The following is a 16,530-nucleotide window of genomic DNA, read 5'->3' on the forward strand; positions in this document are numbered from 1 at the left end:
CATCAACAATTCAGGGCCGTTCCGGTGATTATTCCGCCGGCGCCCGGATTGCGGCCGGTTCGGACCACCGCCGCCGCAACCGGTCGATCAGAAGGTAGATCACGGGCGTCGTGTACAAAGTGAGGATCTGGGACACGAACAATCCCCCGATGATGGTGATTCCGAGCGGCCGGCGCAGCTCGGTGCCGGGGCCGGTCGCGATGACAAGGGGAATGCCGGCGAACAGGGCCGCCAGCGTCGTCATCAGGATCGGCCGGAACCGGGCGGTGCAGGCCTCGAAGATCGCGTCCGCCGACGACAGGCCGCGGTGGCGCTCGGCGTCGAGCGCGAAATCCACCATCATGATGCCGTTCTTCTTGACGATCCCGATCAGGAGAATGATGCCGACAAAGGCGATCACGGTCAGCGGCGTGTTGGTCACCTGCAGCGCGAGCAGCGCGCCGAGCCCCGCCGAAGGCAGCGTCGAGATGATGGTCAGGGGATGCGCAAGGCTCTCATAGAGCACGCCGAGCACGATATACATCGCCACCAGCGCGCCGAGGATCAGCAGCGGCTGCCGGCCGCTGGTCTTGTTGAAGTCGCCGGCATTGCCGTCGAAACTGCCGCGGATGCCCTCCGGCATATGCAGTTCGTCGACCGCGCGCTGGATGTTGGTGGTCGCGACCTCGAGCGGCACGTTGGGCAGCAGGTTGAACGACACCGTCGTCGAGGGGAACGACTGCGAGTGATAGACCGCCAGCGGCGACAGGCCGCGCTGATAGCGCACGACGGCCGATAGCGGCACCTGCGCGTCGTTGGCGCCGGCGACGAAGATGCGTTCGAGGTTCGACGGGTCGGCCTGGAACTTCGGATCGATCTCCAGCACCACCATGTACTGGTTGCGCTGGGTGTAGATGATCGAAATCTGCCGCTGCGCGAACGCGTTGTTCAAGGCGTTGTCTATGTCCTGGACGCGAACACCCAAGCTCGACGCCGTCTTGCGGTCGATCACCAATGACAATTGCAGCCCGCCGGGATCGCGGTCAGAGGACACGTCGGTAATGCCCTCGACGGTCTCCATGCGCTTGCCGACGATGGGGGCCCATTTCTGCAGCAGATCGAGGTCGGTGCTCGACAGCGTGTACTGATAGTCGGAATCGCTCTGCCGTCCGCCGGTCCTTATATCCTGGGCGGCGAACATGAACAGGCGGATGCCCGCGACGCGATAAAGCGCCCGGCGCAGGCGATCGATCACATCGGCAGTCGACTGCCCCGCCCGCTCCTCCGGCGGCTTCAGGCTGATGAACATGGTGCCGCGGTTGGAGCCGCCGCCACCGGGACCGCCGCCGCTGCCAAGCGAGGAGCCGATACCGGCGACCGCAGGGTCGGCCATGACGATATCGGCCAATTGCTGTTGCAGGCCGAGCATGGCCTGAAACGAGATGTCGGGGGATGCACGGGTCGATCCGATGATGAAGCCGCTGTCATCGGTCGGGAAATAACCCTTCGGCGTCTTGATGTAGAGCGTCACCGTCAATGCAATGGTGGCAAAGAACACGATCAAGGTGAGATACGGAAACTCCAGCACCCGGCGCAGCGTCCAGGTGTAGAACGACACGGTGCGCGACAGCGTGCCCTCGACCAGCCGGTCGAACCAGGTGGCGCGATCGGAAGTCGCCTCCTTGATGAAATGCGCGCAGATCATCGGGGTGACCGTGAGCGAGACCACGGTCGACACCACGATGGCAAAGGTCAGGGTCAGCGAGAATTCGCGCAGCAGCCGCCCGACGATCCCGTCCATGAAGATCAGCGGCGTAAAGGCCGCGATCAGCGACAGGCTGATCGACAGCACGGTAAAGCCGATCTGCTTGGCGCCTTCCAGTGCCGCGGCGAGCGGCGCCATGCCCTGCTCGAGATTGCGGTACATGTTCTCGATCATCACGATGGCGTCGTCGACCACGAAGCCGACCGAAATCGCCAGCGCCATCAGCGACAGATTATCGATCGAGAAACCGGCAAGCCACATCCCGGCGCAGGTACCGGCCAGCGCGAGCGGCACCGAGACGCCGGCGGCAATCGTCGGCGTCAACCGCCGCAGGAACGCGAACACCACCACCATGACCAGGAACGCGGTCGCCAGCAGCGTAAATTGCATGTCGAGCACGCTGGCGCGGATGGTGCCGGTGCGGTCGACCAGCGTGGAAATCTCCACGCCGCCGGGCAGCCATTGCTTCAATTCCGGCAGCAGTGCCCTCACCCGGTCGACGGTATCGATGACGTTGGCGTCGCCCTGCTTGGTGATCTGGATCAGCACTGCCGGCTGCTTGTTGAACCAGGCGATCGAGCGGCTGTTGCGCACGGAGTCTTCGACGTCAGCCACGTCCGAGAGGCGGACGAAATTGCCGCCAGAGCTCTTGACGATGATGTCGCGGAATTCAGCCGCCGTGCGCATTTGCTTGTTGGTCGAGATCGTCTCGCTCTGGCGGCCGCCGTTGAATATCCCGACCGGGCCGAGCGGGTTGGAGTTGACGATCGCCAGCCGCACGTCGTCGGTCGCGATCCCGGCGTTGGAAAGCGCGACCGGATTGAGCGCGATCCGTACCGCGGGCTGATCCGCCCCGCTGACGGTGACTTCGCCCACCCCCGGCACCTGCGAGATACGCTGCGCGATCACGGTATCGGCGACGTCGTACATCGCGCTCGTCGTCAGCGTCTTCGACGTCAGCGCCAGCACGAACACGGGCGCCGCCGACGGGTTGGCCTTGCGGAACCGCGGCAGTGACGGCAGGTCGCTCGGCAGATCCGCCAGCGAGGCGTTGATCGCCGCCTGCACGTCACGCGCGGCGCGGTCGATGTTGCGGCCGATCGCGAACTGCAGCTGGATGCTGGTGGTGCCGAGCGAACTGGTCGAGGTGATCTGGTCGATGCCCGAGATTTGCCCGAGCCGCCGCTCCAACGGGGCCGCAACCGTCGACGCCATGATCGAGGGGTCGGCGCCCGGGCGCGTGGCGGAAACCCGGATCGACGGAAAATCGACGTTGGGAACCGCCGATACCGGCAGAAACACGTAGGCGACGACCCCGACCAGAAAGAGCCCGATCGCCAGCAGCGTGGTGCCTACCGGCCTGCGGATGAAGGGCTCCGAGATCGAGATCGATGCCATTACTGCATCCCCTCGGTGGCGCCGGCGACCGGCGGCCCGGCAGGCCCCGGCTTCGGCACCGCCTTGTCGATTTTGCGGTTGAGCCGGTCGAGCGCCAGATAGATCACGGGCGTGGTGTAGAGCGTCAGCAACTGGCTGAGCAGCAGGCCGCCGATGATCGAGACGCCGAGCGGGAAACGCAATTCCGCGCCGGTGCCGCTTTCGAGCGCCAGCGGCAGCGCGCCGAACAGGGCGGCCAGCGTCGTCATCATTATCGGGCGGAAGCGCAACAGGCAGGCCTGCACGATCGCTTCGTTCGCGGACATGCCCTTGTGGCGCTCTGCCTCCAGGGCAAAGTCGATCATCATGATCGCGTTTTTCTTGACGATGCCCATCAGCAGGATGATGCCGATCAGCCCGATCACCGACAGGTCCTGCCCGCACAGCATCAAGGCCAGGATGGCGCCGATGCCGGCCGAGGGCAGCGTCGAGAGAATGGTGATCGGGTGGATGTAGCTCTCATAGAGCACGCCGAGCACGATGTAGATGGTGACCAGCGCAGCCAGGATCAGCCATGGCTGCCCGGCCAACGATTTGGCGAACTCGGCCGCATCGCCGGCATAGACGCCGACGATGCTGCCGGGCATGCCGATGCGGGTTTCGATCGACTTGACCGCCTCGACGGCGTCGCCGAGCGATTCGCCCGGCGCCAGGTTGAAGCTGAGCGAGATGGCGGGGAATTGTGCGTGATGCGAAATCGCCAGCGGCGCGGTGGTGCGCGTCAGCGTCGCAATCGCCGAGATCGGCACCTGCCCCGCCGGGCTTCCCGGCGTCGCCGACGCGCCCGGCACGTAGAGTTTCGAGAGGATCGATGGGTCGCGCTGATACATCGGCAAGGCTTCCAGCACCACGCGGTACTGGTTGGCCTGGCCGTAGATGGTCGATATCTGCCGCTGCGCAAAGGCGTCGTTCAGCGTATCGGTCACGACCTGCAGGCTGACGCCGAGCTGGCCGGCGCGCTGGCGGTCGATGTCGAGCGCGGCGCGCAAGCCGCCCTCCTGCGCTTCCGACGAGACGTCGCGGAACAGCGGATCCCGCCGCATTTCGGCGACGAGCCTGTTGGCCCATTTGGTCACTTCGGCGGAATCGGTGCCGGTCAGCGTGTACTGGTATTGCGAGCGGCTCGACTGGGTCGAGATCTGCACATCCTGCACCGGCTGGAAATAGATGGTCATGCCGGGGATCGAGGCCGTGCGCTGCTTCAGCCGGTTGACCACGACCATGATGTCGTCGTGCCGCTCGCCGCGCGGGCGCAACGTCATCACCAGCCGGCCGACATTGGTGGTCGGATTGACCGAGCCTGCGCCGATCACGGAGACCACGCCGACCACATCCGGATCGGCCTGAATCGCGGCGGCCGCCGCCATCTGCCGGCTTTGCATCTCGGCAAAGGAAACGTCGGGCCCGGCTTCGGTCACCGCCGTAATCGAAGCCGTGTCCTGCAGCGGCAGAAACCCCTTCGGCGCGACTACGTACATGACCAGGGTCGCGACGATGGTGAGGAACGTCACGGCGAGCGTGGCGCGCTGGCGCTGCAGCACCCACAACAGCGTGCGGTGGTAGAGTTCGACCGTGCGATCGATGAAGCGGCTGACGGCGGCGAGCCCCGGAACGGCAAATTCCTCATGGACGTTCTTGAGCAGCCGCGAGCACATCATCGGCGTCAGCGTCAATGAGACGACCGCCGACGTCACCACCGCGATCGTCAGCGTCAGCGCGAATTCGCGGAACATGCGGCCGACCAGGCCGGACATGAACAATAGCGGGATGAACACCGCGATCAGCGACACCGTCAGCGAAATCACGGTGAAGCCGATTTCGCTGGCGCCCTTCAGCGACGCCTCCATGACCGACTCGCCGCCCTCCATGTGGCGGACGATGTTCTCGATCATCACGATGGCGTCGTCGACCACGAAGCCGGTGCCGATCGTGAGCGCCATCAGCGACAGATTGTCGAGGCTGAAGCCCGCGAAATACATGATGCCGAAGCTTGTGATCAGCGACAGCGGCAGCGCCACGCCCGCAATCAGCGTGGCGCGCAGCGAGCGCAGGAACAGCAGCACGACCAGGGTCACCAGCACCACTGAAAGGATCAGCGTGAACTGCACGTCATGGACGGAGGCGCGGATGGTGACGGTACGGTCGCTGACGATGGTCAGCTTGACGCCCGCCGGTATCGCGCGCTGCACCTTGGGAATTTCCTCGCGGATCTGGCGCACCACCTCGATCACATTGGCGCCGGGCTGCCGCTGGATGTCGATGATGACGGCCGGCGTGCCCTGATACCAGCCGCCGGTACGGTCGTTCTCCAGCCCGTCGATGATGATGGCGACGTCGCCGATCGTGACCGGTGCGCCGTTGCGATAGGCGATGATGATCGGCTTGTAGGCTTCCGCCGCCGCGATCTGGTCGTTGGCGGCGATGGTGTAGGATTGCTGCGCGCCGTCCAGCGATCCCTTCGGGCCCGAGACGTTGGCCCCGGCGATGGCGGCGCGCAGATCCTCCATCGAAATGCCGTAGGCGGCGAGCCGCGCCAGATCGGCCTGCACCCGCACCGCAGGCTTCAGCCCGCCCAGCACCGCGACGCGGCCGACGCCGGAAATCTGGCTGAGGCGCTGCCCCAAAATCGTGTCGGCGATATCGCTCATTGCGCGCAGCGAAATGGTCTCCGACGTCAGCGCCAGCGTCATGACGGGCGCATCGGCCGGGTTGACCTTGGCATAGGTCGGTGGGTACGGCAGGTTTTTGGGCAGGATGCCGGCGGCCGCATTGATCGCGGCCTGCACGTCCTGGGTGGCGCCGTCGATGTCGCGGTTGAGATCGAACTGCAGCGATATCTGGCTGACGCCGAACGAACTCGTCGATTGCATCGACGACAGCGACGGGATCTGGCCGAGCTGACGCTCCAGCGGCGCCGTGATCAGCGACGCCACCACGTCGGGGCTGGCGCCGGGCAGTTGCGTCGTGACCTGCACGGTCGGGAAATCAACCTGCGGCAGCGCCGACACCGGCAGCGCCCAATAGCCGAGCGCGCCGCCGATCAACAGCGCGATCCCGAGCAACGAGGTCGCGATCGGCCGGCGGATGAAGGGTTCGGAGACGCTCATGGTTGCGTCCTCATGGCTGCGATTTCGCAGGCCCGCCCGACTGTTGGCCGGCCGGTGCCGGCCCGGTCTGTCCTTTTTGATCGCCTTCGCCGCGTTCGCGCCTGCCGCGGTGTTCGCCGTCCCTGGCTTGTCCTTCCTTGGCCTGGCCTTCTTTGGCTTGGCCGCCCTGACCGCCCTTGCCGTCGGGGCTGCGGCTGCGCTTGCGCGGCGCGAGGTCGGCGGTCGGCGCCCGGTCATCGGTGCCGATCAGAACCTTGGCGCCATCGGACAGATTGGCAAAGCCCGTGGTGACCACGCGGTCGGAGGTCGAAAGCCCGCTCGCGATCACGGCATCGTGCTCGTTCTGCTGCGTCACCACCACCGGCTTGGCGGTTGCGATATCGCCAGGGCCGATCACGTAGCTGAACGTTCCCGCAGGGCCACGCTGGACCGCCGAGGTCGGCACCACGATCGCCTTGTCGAGCGTTTCGACCTTCAGCCGCACATTGACGAATTGGCCCGGCCAGAGCTGGAATTTGGTGTTGGGAAATTCCGCCTTGAGTTTAAGCGTTCCCGTGGTCGGGTCGACCTGGTTGTCGATGCCCTTCAATGTGCCGGTGTCGACCACCGTGACGCCGTCATTGCCGAAGACGTCGACGGCGAGTGCGCCCTTGGCCGCGGCGGCATTGACCCGCACGATCTGTTGCTGCGGCAGGCTGAACTGTACCGCGATCGGCTGCAGCTGGGTGATGATGACGAGACCGGTCGCGTCCGACGCCTTGATGATGTTGCCCTGGTCGACCTGGCGCAGGCCGGCGCGTCCCGACAGGGGTGCGATGATCTTGGTGTAACCGAGGGTGGCTTGCGCATTGTCGATCGCGGCCTGGTCGGCCTTCACAAGTGCTTCCTGCTGCGCCACCAAAGCGCGCTGCGTATCGGCCTGCTGCTTCGATCCGGCGTTGGACGCCGCGAGCTGCTGGTAGCGGGCGAGATCAAGCTTCTGGTTGGCGAGTTGGGCTTCGTCCTGCGCCTTCTTGGCAACCGCCTGATCATATTGCGCCTGGTAGATCACCGGATCGATTTCACCCAGCACGTCGCCCTTCTTGACGTCCTGGCCTTCGGTGAAATTCACCGAGATCAACTTGCCGTCGACCTGGGCGCGCACGAGAACATTATTCAGGGCGCGGACAGAGCCGACGCCGTCGAGATAAACCGGCACGTCCTGGGTGCGCGGCGTCGCCGCCAGCACCGGCACCGGAAGATCGAGGCGCGCGCCGCCGCGACCACCACCGCCGCCGCCACCGGGCTTCGGTTGAAACGCGTACCAGCCGATGTAGCCGAGACCGCCGAGGATCACGAGCGTCACGGCCAACGAGACCATGCGCTTGAGCACGCGCGACCAGAAACCCGGCTTGCGCACCTCAGGGGTTTTGGCGTCTTCCTCCGACTCCGGCTTAAAGAGCATCGACCGGCCTTTCCATCCTAGGCTCCCAGCCGCCCCCCAGCGCCTGATACAGGCTGACGATCGCGAGCAGCCGGGCCAATTGGGCCTGCGACAGCGAATCTTCCGCCTGGAATAACGTCAATTGCGTATTTAGCACAGTTACGATGTCGGCAGTTCCGGCCCGCAATTGCTGCTCGGACAGTTGAAACGCCCGCCGCGAGGACGCCACCACCTCGCGCTGCAGCCGCAGCCTCTCCGTGGTCTGGCGGATCGACATCAACGCATTGTCGACATCGGCAAAGGCCTGCACCACCGTCTTGCGATAGGTCTGCAGCAGTTCATCCTGCCGGGCCTTGGTAAATTCGAAATTGCCGAGGATCCGGCCGCCGTCGAAAATCGGCTGGGTCAGGCTGCCGACCATGCTGAAGAAGGCGGCCTGCGGCTGAAACAGCGACGACAATGCGGAACTCTGATAGCCACCCTGCCCGGTCAGTTGAATGCTCGGGAAAAACTGCGCGCGGGCGTTGCCGACATTGGCGGTGGCGGATGCCAGCTGCGCTTCCTGGCGCCTGATGTCGGGACGTTGCGTCAGGAGTTCCGATGGCAGTCCGGGCGTGACGCGGGGCGAAGCAATCTGGTTCAGCGTGCCGCCGATGACGCGCACCGATTCCGGCGGCCGCGACACCAGCGTCGCCAGCGCGTTGATGTTCTGGTCGAGCGTCTGCCTTAGCGGCGGCACCAGTGCGCGCTGGTTGGCAACGACGGTTTCCTGCTGGGCGACGTCGAGGTCGTTCCCGGTGCCGGCCTGCAGCCGCTCCTTGATCGCGTTGAGGATGCGGACGGCGCTGGCGATGTTGCGCTCTGCGGTGCGAATCCGGTCCTGCGCCGCGAGCACCTGGAAATAGGCGTTGGCGACCGTGGTCAGCGTGGTCAGCGCAATAACGTCGCGGTCGAAGCGGTTGGCGACCGCGGTTTCTTCCGCCGCCTGGGCGGCATCGCGATTCTTGCCCCAGAAATCGAGTTCATAGCTGGCGCTGAGCGAGGACTGATAGTTGACCACCTCGCGGCCGCCATTGGTCAGGCCGCTCGCGCTCGAGCCGGAGGTTCGGGAATAGCTTTCCGAGCCGCTGCCGCTGAGCGTCGGCAACAGTGCCGCGCCGGCGATCCGCGCTTGCGCATCGGCCTGCAGGAAGCGTGCGGTGGCGGCGGCGATATCCAGATTGACGGTCTGGGCCTCTTCCATCAGCGTCGTCAGTTCCCGCGAGCGGAAACCGCGCCACCAGTCGAGCGTCGGCGGCGCATCCTGCGGCTTGGTCAGGCGGGCGGCCTTGTAGCCTTCGGGGACGTCGAGCGCGGGATCGGGCAGATCCTTGGTCAGGATGCAGCCCGCCGAACTGGCGACCAGCCCTACGACCGCGAACGACCGCGCCAACCGGCTTACACCTGGAAACCGCATTCGCCAGCCTTCAACCACAGCCCCCGGTATTCGCTGGGTCACACCCGTTCTCCACCGGGCAAATTCCGGCGTGGCCCGCGATGAACGCTTGTTTGAGTGGTCTGCGACCCGTTCACGGGGGTGATGCTTCCGTTGGAACCGAGCCGTCATACTACCCTTGCGATCAGGGCGCGGACAGTCCCGGAACCATCCCGACGATCGCTGGCGCCAGCGCGCCAATCGGTGATCAAAAGTGCAAGTTAGCCTTATTTTATCGGCCTTGGAACGCGATCGGGATGATGTCGGACGGTCCAAACCTTACGAAGATTTCACGGGTTTTTTCCGCTATCCCCGCGGCCCAAATCCGTCTCCGCGCGTGAAAACGCACCTGCGGCCGATTCGATACTCCGGGAACTCCCTGCGCAGCTTGCACGAAGGGGACAAATGCGGGTCGCTTGGTGTCGGAAAGGGAATCGCCGGCAATGCCGCGGCCTCGATCCGATCGAAGCATTATCCAGTCCTTGATCGCGAACTCCGGCCTGGCGGACACAGTCACATCGTCACCATCGGCGCCAAGAGCTTTGTCGCCTTCCTCAGCAACCATCGCCTCGCTCGGCGGACGGCTCGCTTTTCCCGTCATCCGCGAGCGCATTTCCGGGCAAGATTATGCCAAGGCGCGCGCGATCTGGCGAAGCAATTTCCGCGTGCCCTTGGCCGAACCTGATGCCGTCAGGGAAATATCGAGGCCCGTCAGGTAGTGTTCGCAAATCCGGATGCCCGGCTGCGACCCAGCGCTGGCTTGTATGCCCAGCAGCGGTCCTTTAGGGTTCGCCCAACAATCAGGCTAGCAAACCGGCAACTCCAAATGACCATCAACAAAGACGTCATCGAAGCGATCGGCAACACGCCGCTCATCAAGCTCAAGCACGCTTCCGAAGCGACCGGCTGCATCATTCTCGGCAAGGCCGAATTCATGAATCCCGGCCAGTCGGTGAAGGACCGCGCCGGCAAATGGATGATCCTCGAAGCCGAGAAGCGCGGCGACCTCAAGCCCGGCGGCCTCGTGGTCGAGTCGACCGCGGGCAATACCGGTATCGGTCTTGCCGTCGTAGCCAGTGCGCGTGGGTACCGGACAATGATCCTGATCCCGGAGACCCAGAGCCAGGAAAAGAAGGACATGCTGCGGCTATGCGGCGCGGAACTGATCGAAGTGCCGCAGCTGCCGTACTCCAATCCGAACAACTACCAGCATGTTGGACGACGGCTCGCCGCGCAGCTGCGCAAGAGCGAGCCGAACGGCGTGCTGTTCGCCGATCAGTGGAACAACCTCGATAACGCCAAGGCGCACTACGAATCGACCGGCCCCGAGATCTGGCAGCAGACCGGCGGCAAGATCGACGGCTTCATCTGCTCGGTCGGCACCGGCGGCACGCTGGCCGGCACCAGCCGCTATCTGAAGGAAAAGCATCCGGGCATCGTCAACGCCTGCGCCGATCCGCATGGCTTTGCGATGTACGAGCTGTTCAAGAACGGCACGGCCAAATCGACACCGGGAGACTCGATCACCGAAGGCATCGGGCTCGGCCGCGTCACTCCGGTCATTGAGACCGCGAAGGTCGACGACGCCTTCCTGATCTCGGACGAGGAAGCCGTAAAGGTGATCTACGACCTAACCGAGCACGAGGGCCTCTGCCTCGGCGGCTCGACCGGCGTCAATATCGCGGGCGCGATCCGGCTCGCCAAGCAGCTCGGGCCCGGCAAGACCATCGTCACCATCCTTGCCGATTCCGGCGGCCGTTATCAGTCAAAGCTGTTTAATCCGGCTTTCATGCGAGCTAAGAATTTGCCGGTGCCGGAATGGCTGGAGAAGCGCCCGGAGGTTGATCTGCCGTTCGAGAAGGTGTGAGCACACATCCTCAACGTCATTGCGAGCGTAGCGAACCAATCCATATCGCAGCAACAACAAGTGTGGATTGCTTCGTCGCTTTGCTCCTCGCAATGACGGAGGAGACGAAACTCGATTCGTCGTACGCGCCTAATGCCGCAAGATCTGGCTGAGGAACAGCTTCGTCCGCGCGTGCTGCGGATTGGCGAAGAAGTTTTCCGGCGTGTTGGATTCGATCACCTGCCCGGCGTCCATGAACACGACGCGATTGGCGACTTCGCGCGCAAATCCCATTTCGTGCGTGACGACCAGCATGGTCATGCCTTCATTGGCGAGATCCACCATGGTGTCGAGCACTTCCTTGACCATTTCCGGATCGAGCGCCGAGGTCGGCTCGTCGAACAGCATGACCTTGGGGTTCATGGTCAGCGCGCGGGCGATCGCCACGCGCTGCTGCTGACCGCCTGACATCTGCCCCGGATATTTGTTGGCCTGGTGCGGGATCTTGACCCGCTCCAGATATTTCATCGCGGTCGCCTCGGCGTCCTTCTTGGGGATATTGCGCACCCAGATCGGCGCCAGCGTGCAGTTCTCCAGCACGGTCAAATGCGGAAACAGGTTGAAGCTCTGGAACACCATTCCGACTTCACGCCGGACTTCGTCGACGCGCCGCAAATTGGGGCCAAGTTCGATGCCCTCGACGACGATCTCGCCTTCCTGGAATTCCTCCAGCGCATTGATGCAGCGGATCAGCGTCGATTTGCCCGAGCCCGAGGGACCGCAAATGACGATGCGCTCGCCCTTGGCGACACCGAGGTTGATGTCGCGCAGGACGTGAAAGTCCCCGTACCATTTGTTAAGAGCCTTGATGCCGACGATCTGATCTGTGCTCATGCCCGTTCACTCAATTGCGGCGATGCGCGTTCAGCCTGTTCTCGACGAACAGCGAATAGCGCGACATGCCAAAGCAGAAGATGAAGTAGATGATCCCGGTGAACGCAAAGCCGGTGAACAACGTCGTCGGTGTCGACCAGTTTGGATCGGAAAACGACGCGCGCAACGATCCCAACAGATCGAACAGCGCGACGATCGAAACCAGCGAGGTGTCCTTGAACAGGCCGATGAAACTGTTGACGAGGCTGGGGATGACGTGGCGCAACGCCTGCGGCATCACGATGAGCCCGGTGGTTTTAGCCCAGGACAGGCCGAGCGCGCTTGCCGCCTCGCCCTGCCCGCGCGGGATCGCCGCCAGGCCGCCGCGGATGTTTTCCGCCTGGTAGGCGCCGGTGAACAGCGCGATCCCGATCAGGGCGCGCACCAATCCGTCGATGGTGAACCCCGTCGGAACGAACAGCGGCAACATATAGGTTGCGAAGAACAGCACCGTGATCAGCGGAACGCCGCGCCAGAACTCGATGAAGGCGATCGAGAAAATCCGGATCAGCGGAATCGACGAGCGCCGGCCGAGCGCGAGGGCAACGCCGATCGGCATCGATGCGACGATGCCGGTGACCGCCACCACCAGTGTGACCAGCAACCCGCCCCATAGCCGCGTATCGACCACGGGCAAGCCGCCACGGTCGAGCCCCATGACCGCGATGACGATGCCAATGCCGGCGAAGATCGCAAGGCAGGTGATCAGAGGACGTGAGCCGGCACGCAAGCCGCCAGTGAACCAGAACACCAGGGCGAAGACGATCAGGGCGGTCAATGCGAAATCGGCCCACAGCGGACTGCCAGAAGCCTGAACCTGATCGCGCAGCCAGGTCAGCGGCAACAGCAGCCAGGAAACCATCGTCGAGAGCAGCACGATCAGTTGACCGAGCAGCCAAAGCAGCGGTCCGATCACCGCCGTCGCCTCACCCGCGGCGGCCAGCTTGCGCCCGCTGTCGCCGATGCTGTCGTTGAGCCCCGCCAAAAGCCCGGCGGTCCAGCTGATGCCGAGGCCGCGCAAACCGCCGCCATGCAGCAGGAAGAAGGCGATAACGGGCAATGCGAGGAAGAACAGTCCGGCGTTGAGGCCCTTGGCCGGCGCCCGCGGTATCAGCAGCGGCAGCAGCAGGATCGCAGCCATGAGGAAGACCAGATTGACCCGCCAGCGCTCCGGCTCCGGATAGAAGCCGTAGATGAACTGACCGATTTTCGCCTGAATGAACGGCCAGCAGGCGCCGACTACATCCCCGGCATTTTTGGCGAGACACGCGGTGCGATCGTTGCCGGTCCAGACCGCATCGATCAGCACGAACCTCAGCGCGGGCACGACGACGAACCACAGCAGCAGCGCGCTGACGATCGTGATCAGGACGTTGGTCGGCGAATTGAACAGCCGCGTGCGCAGGAAGCCGACAAAGCCGGTGGTCTTGATCGGGGCTGGACGCTCGCCGACGAGTTCCTCGCGCACGAAAACCGATGGTGTGGTCTCGCTCATCACCCCATACTCCGGCCGATACGCCATCCGTAGAAACTCATGATCGCGCTCGTGACCAGCGAGATCACGAGGTAGACGCCCATGGTGATGCCGATGATCTCGATCGCCTGCCCGGTCTGGCTCAGGGTGGTGCCGGCAAACACCGAGACCAGGTCAGGATAGCCGATCGCCACCGCCAGCGTGGAGTTCTTGGTCAAGTTCAAATACTGGTTGGTCAACGGCGGCAGGATCACGCGCAAGGCCTGCGGGATCACGATCAGCCGCAGCACCGAGCCGCGCTGCAGCCCGAGCGAGGAGCCGGCTTCCATCTGCCCCTTGTGAACGGACAAGATGCCGGCACGCACGATTTCGGCGATGAAGGCGGCGGTGTAGGTCGACAGCGCCAATGTCAGGGCGACGAATTCCGGAATGACCCGTGAGCCACCGGCGAAGTTGAAGCCTTTCAGGGTCGGTATTTCAAACTTTACGGGCGCGCCGAAGATTTGCGTCGCGAGGAGCGGAAGAACGATCACCAGGCCCAGCGCATAGGGCCAGACCTTGATCACCTTGCCGCTCTCGAACAGCAGACGCCGGGAATAGCGCCACAACGCGATCGCAGCGACGATCGCGATCAGCAACGCGATGACGAACGGTTCGAAACCCGGCTCGCCGATCGGCTTGGGGATTACCAAGCCGCGATTGCTGAGAAAGAAAGTGTCGAGCACCGAGATGCTCTGCCTGGGATTGGGCAGCGCAGCGAGCACCGCCAGATACCAGAACAGGATCTGGAACAGCAGCGGCAGGTTGCGGATCAACTCGACATAGCCGCCGGCGATGCGCGACAGCAGCCAGTTCGGCGACAGGCGGCCGAGCGCCACCAGGAAACCAATCACGGTGGCGAAGAAGATTCCGATCACCGAGACCAGCAGCGTATTGAGCAGGCCGACCAGGAAAACGCGGATGTAGTTGTCGGACCCTGAATACGGAATCAGGTTCTGGCTGACGTCAAAACCTGCCGTGTTGACCATGAAGCCGAAGCCCGCGGTAATCCGCTGCGCCTGCAGATTGGCGCGGGCATTGGCAACGATCTCGTAGGCGATCCAGGCCAGTGCGGCGACGAACACGAGCTGGATGACAAAACCGCTCCAGCCCGCGCTGCCACCAAGCGCCCTCTGCAGTTTTGGGAGCAACTGCGAGGGTGGTTTTCGGGGTTCGATGGCCATCGCCGCAGCCCTCCGCTGGCGATCAGCGAATCGGCGGCGCGTACTGGATACCCCCCTTGCTCCAAAGCGCGTTGATGCCGCGGGCAATTCCAAGCTTGGAGCCGGCGCCGACATTGCGCTCGAAGGACTCGCCGTAATTGCCGACCGCCTTCACGATCCGCGAGACCCAATCCTTGGTCAGGCCGAGTTGTTCGCCAAGATTGCCGTCGGTGCCGAATACCCGCTTCATCTCCGGCTTGTCCGATTTTGCCATCTCATCGACGTTCTTCTGGGTAATGCCCAGCTCTTCCGCGGTGATCATCGCGTAAAGCGTCCATTTCACGATGTCGAACCACTGGTCGTCGCCATGGCGCACCATCGGGCCGAGCGGCTCTTTCGAAATCACTTCCGGCAACACGACATGATCGGCCGGGTTCGCGAGTTTCAAACGATCGGCATAAAGGCCGGACACGTCCGTCGTGAAGACGTCACAGCGTCCGGACTCATAGGCCTTGACGGCCTCGTCGTTGGTGCCGAATGCGATCACCTCGTACTTCATGTTGTTGCCCTTGAAGTAGTCGGCCAGATTTTGCTCGGTGGTGGTGCCTTGCTGCACGCAGACCGATGCGCTGTTCAATTCCAGCGCGGAATTCACCTTCAGCGCCTTCTTCACCATGAAGCCCTGGCCGTCATAATAGGTCACGCCGGTGAAATTGGCGCCGAGCGAAGTATCGCGCGACAGCGTCCAGGTGGTGTTGCGCGACAGCACGTCGATTTCGCCGGACTGCAGCGCGGTGAAGCGATCCTTGGCCGACAGCGGCACGAACTTGATCTTGCTCGGATCGTTGAAGACCGCAGCTGCGATCGCGCGGCAAATATCAACGTCCAGCCCGGTCCAGTTGCCCTTGTCGTCCGGAGACGAGAACCCCGGCAATCCCTGGCTGACGCCGCAGGACAGCATGCCACGGTCCTTGACCGTTTTGAGGGTTTGCGCCGAGGCGGCCTGAACCGAAAGGCCGGCGGCAACGGCAAGGGTGAGAACCAGGGATACGCGTTTCATGGGCAAGGCCTTTCAGGGGTCGTGCGGGAACGTTGGCTTGTCGTCCTCGAACGCTGTTGGGCCAACCCGATGATCCCCCGCCCAAAAAAGCGCCAATCTGACCCGGCAGTTTGACACGCAATACGGTCGGACAGGGATCGAAGGTCGCGGCAGGCCCCTCAACGTGCGGCGACTGGTAGTTGTGCCGTATCACAATCCGACTGGCGAGCCGGGTCAAGGGGTTGACGGCCGACTTCTGTATTCTGTGAGTAACTAAACCGGCCCCGACCCCGCCGGCGGGCAGTGTTTTGGCTATCTGTCGTGGCTGCGGCAAAACGTCTTTGGTGGCGCGAACGCCTGAGTTTTTCGAACGCTCGCCCGTCCAACCCGCAAGAATCCCAAACCAGACCGGTCACCTCAGGCCGCGCAAAGCCCGGGAGGGCTGTGCGAGCCTCATCATTCCCCTGCGACCGCGACAGTTATCGCACCGCGACCAAATCGGTGCCGGGCGGCCTGACGCTGCGGCTTCTCATCAGGCTCGATAATGTCGATGACCTCAAGGCCGATATTGACCACAGCTTCACGGCGATGAAGGCCGCCAGCCAGCGCCGCGATTTCTGCAAACAATCTCCGCGATCCGCTGCTGCACAGCGGCGGATGCGGCGCGTGCCGCGACGGTCTTATCCGTAGAAACCCGGATTTTTGCAGGCGCGGACACTAACCGCGCGTTCACCATGACGGCGAATCCCGCCGTTCTCGCCACCAAATCCTTCACCCCTCAAGTTCCCTTATACCATTGCCCCGTTAGTCATGCCGGGTGGGACGGCCGTCGACGCCATGCGGATGATGGC

At 63.7% G+C, this 16,530-nt stretch carries 11 protein-coding genes; 1 reads left to right on the forward strand and 10 read right to left on the reverse strand.

Annotation, left to right across the window (positions count from 1 at the left end; genetic code table 11):
• Positions 1-28: 28 nt before the first annotated feature.
• The 5 genes from JQ567_RS17705 to JQ567_RS17725 all read right to left on the reverse strand — a co-directional run bounded on the left by JQ567_RS17705 (position 29) and on the right by JQ567_RS17725 (position 9,786).
• Complete coding sequence (locus JQ567_RS17705) at positions 29-3,142, reverse strand: efflux RND transporter permease subunit (protein ID WP_212440020.1); 3,114 nt, start codon at positions 3,140-3,142, stop codon at positions 29-31.
• The gene (locus tag JQ567_RS17710; protein WP_212440021.1) at positions 3,142-6,288 is read right to left on the reverse strand and encodes an efflux RND transporter permease subunit; all 3,147 of its coding nucleotides are present in this window, start codon (positions 6,286-6,288) and stop codon (positions 3,142-3,144) included. Before JQ567_RS17710 ends, JQ567_RS17705 begins: the two co-directional genes overlap by 1 nt.
• 10 nt (positions 6,289-6,298) lie before the next feature.
• Positions 6,299-7,732, reverse strand: a complete 1,434-nt coding sequence (locus tag JQ567_RS17715; protein ID WP_212440022.1) for an efflux RND transporter periplasmic adaptor subunit — start codon at positions 7,730-7,732, stop codon at positions 6,299-6,301.
• The gene (locus JQ567_RS17720) at positions 7,722-9,167 is read right to left on the reverse strand and encodes an efflux transporter outer membrane subunit (protein ID WP_212440092.1); all 1,446 of its coding nucleotides are present in this window, start codon (positions 9,165-9,167) and stop codon (positions 7,722-7,724) included. Before JQ567_RS17720 ends, JQ567_RS17715 begins: the two co-directional genes overlap by 11 nt.
• A gap of 250 nt (positions 9,168-9,417) precedes the next feature.
• Positions 9,418-9,786, reverse strand: coding sequence for a hypothetical protein (locus JQ567_RS17725; RefSeq protein WP_212440023.1), 369 nt, complete (start codon positions 9,784-9,786; stop codon positions 9,418-9,420).
• A 225-nt stretch (positions 9,787-10,011) separates the two neighbouring features.
• Between JQ567_RS17725 and JQ567_RS17730 the strand changes: the two genes are divergently transcribed.
• Entirely contained in the window at positions 10,012-11,052 is a 1,041-nt protein-coding gene (locus JQ567_RS17730) for a cysteine synthase A (protein WP_212440024.1), read from the forward strand.
• A 129-nt stretch (positions 11,053-11,181) separates the two neighbouring features.
• Here the strand turns inward: JQ567_RS17730 and JQ567_RS17735 are convergent, their stop codons facing one another.
• From JQ567_RS17735 to JQ567_RS17755, 5 genes are all read right to left on the reverse strand, one after another.
• The gene (locus JQ567_RS17735; RefSeq protein WP_249119262.1) at positions 11,182-11,925 is read right to left on the reverse strand and encodes an amino acid ABC transporter ATP-binding protein; all 744 of its coding nucleotides are present in this window, start codon (positions 11,923-11,925) and stop codon (positions 11,182-11,184) included.
• A 10-nt stretch (positions 11,926-11,935) separates the two neighbouring features.
• On the reverse strand, positions 11,936-13,459 hold the full coding sequence (locus tag JQ567_RS17740; protein WP_212440025.1) for an amino acid ABC transporter permease: 1,524 nt from the start codon (positions 13,457-13,459) through the stop codon (positions 11,936-11,938).
• Positions 13,459-14,661, reverse strand: coding sequence for an amino acid ABC transporter permease (locus JQ567_RS17745; RefSeq protein WP_212440026.1), 1,203 nt, complete (start codon positions 14,659-14,661; stop codon positions 13,459-13,461). The genes JQ567_RS17740 and JQ567_RS17745 overlap by 1 nt, the downstream gene beginning before the upstream one ends.
• 22 nt (positions 14,662-14,683) lie before the next feature.
• Positions 14,684-15,700, reverse strand: coding sequence for an amino acid ABC transporter substrate-binding protein (locus JQ567_RS17750; RefSeq protein ID WP_212440027.1), 1,017 nt, complete (start codon positions 15,698-15,700; stop codon positions 14,684-14,686).
• 435 nt (positions 15,701-16,135) lie between these two features.
• Positions 16,136-16,306 (reverse strand): hypothetical protein, encoded by a 171-nt coding sequence (locus tag JQ567_RS17755; protein ID WP_212440028.1) that lies wholly within the window; start codon positions 16,304-16,306, stop codon positions 16,136-16,138.
• Positions 16,307-16,530: the final 224 nt, after the last annotated feature.

The sequence above is a fragment of the Bradyrhizobium sp. AUGA SZCCT0431 genome (genome assembly GCF_018131065.1).
Classification (GTDB): Bacteria; Pseudomonadota; Alphaproteobacteria; order Rhizobiales; family Xanthobacteraceae; genus Bradyrhizobium.

Bases quoted from the DNA above. Each gene is read 5' to 3' on its own strand.
- JQ567_RS17705 (WP_212440020.1), bottom strand. From the start codon at position 3,142: ATGGCATCGATCTCGATCTCGGAGCCCTTCATCCGCAGGCCGGTAGGC.
- JQ567_RS17710 (WP_212440021.1), bottom strand. From the start codon at position 6,288: ATGAGCGTCTCCGAACCCTTCATCCGCCGGCCGATCGCGACCTCGTTG.
- JQ567_RS17715 (WP_212440022.1), bottom strand. From the start codon at position 7,732: ATGCTCTTTAAGCCGGAGTCGGAGGAAGACGCCAAAACCCCTGAGGTG.
- JQ567_RS17720 (WP_212440092.1), bottom strand. From the start codon at position 9,167: ATGCGGTTTCCAGGTGTAAGCCGGTTGGCGCGGTCGTTCGCGGTCGTA.
- JQ567_RS17725 (WP_212440023.1), bottom strand. From the start codon at position 9,786: ATGACGGGAAAAGCGAGCCGTCCGCCGAGCGAGGCGATGGTTGCTGAG.
- JQ567_RS17730 (WP_212440024.1), top strand. From the start codon at position 10,012: ATGACCATCAACAAAGACGTCATCGAAGCGATCGGCAACACGCCGCTC.
- JQ567_RS17735 (WP_249119262.1), bottom strand. From the start codon at position 11,925: ATGAGCACAGATCAGATCGTCGGCATCAAGGCTCTTAACAAATGGTAC.
- JQ567_RS17740 (WP_212440025.1), bottom strand. From the start codon at position 13,459: ATGAGCGAGACCACACCATCGGTTTTCGTGCGCGAGGAACTCGTCGGC.
- JQ567_RS17745 (WP_212440026.1), bottom strand. From the start codon at position 14,661: ATGGCCATCGAACCCCGAAAACCACCCTCGCAGTTGCTCCCAAAACTG.
- JQ567_RS17750 (WP_212440027.1), bottom strand. From the start codon at position 15,700: ATGAAACGCGTATCCCTGGTTCTCACCCTTGCCGTTGCCGCCGGCCTT.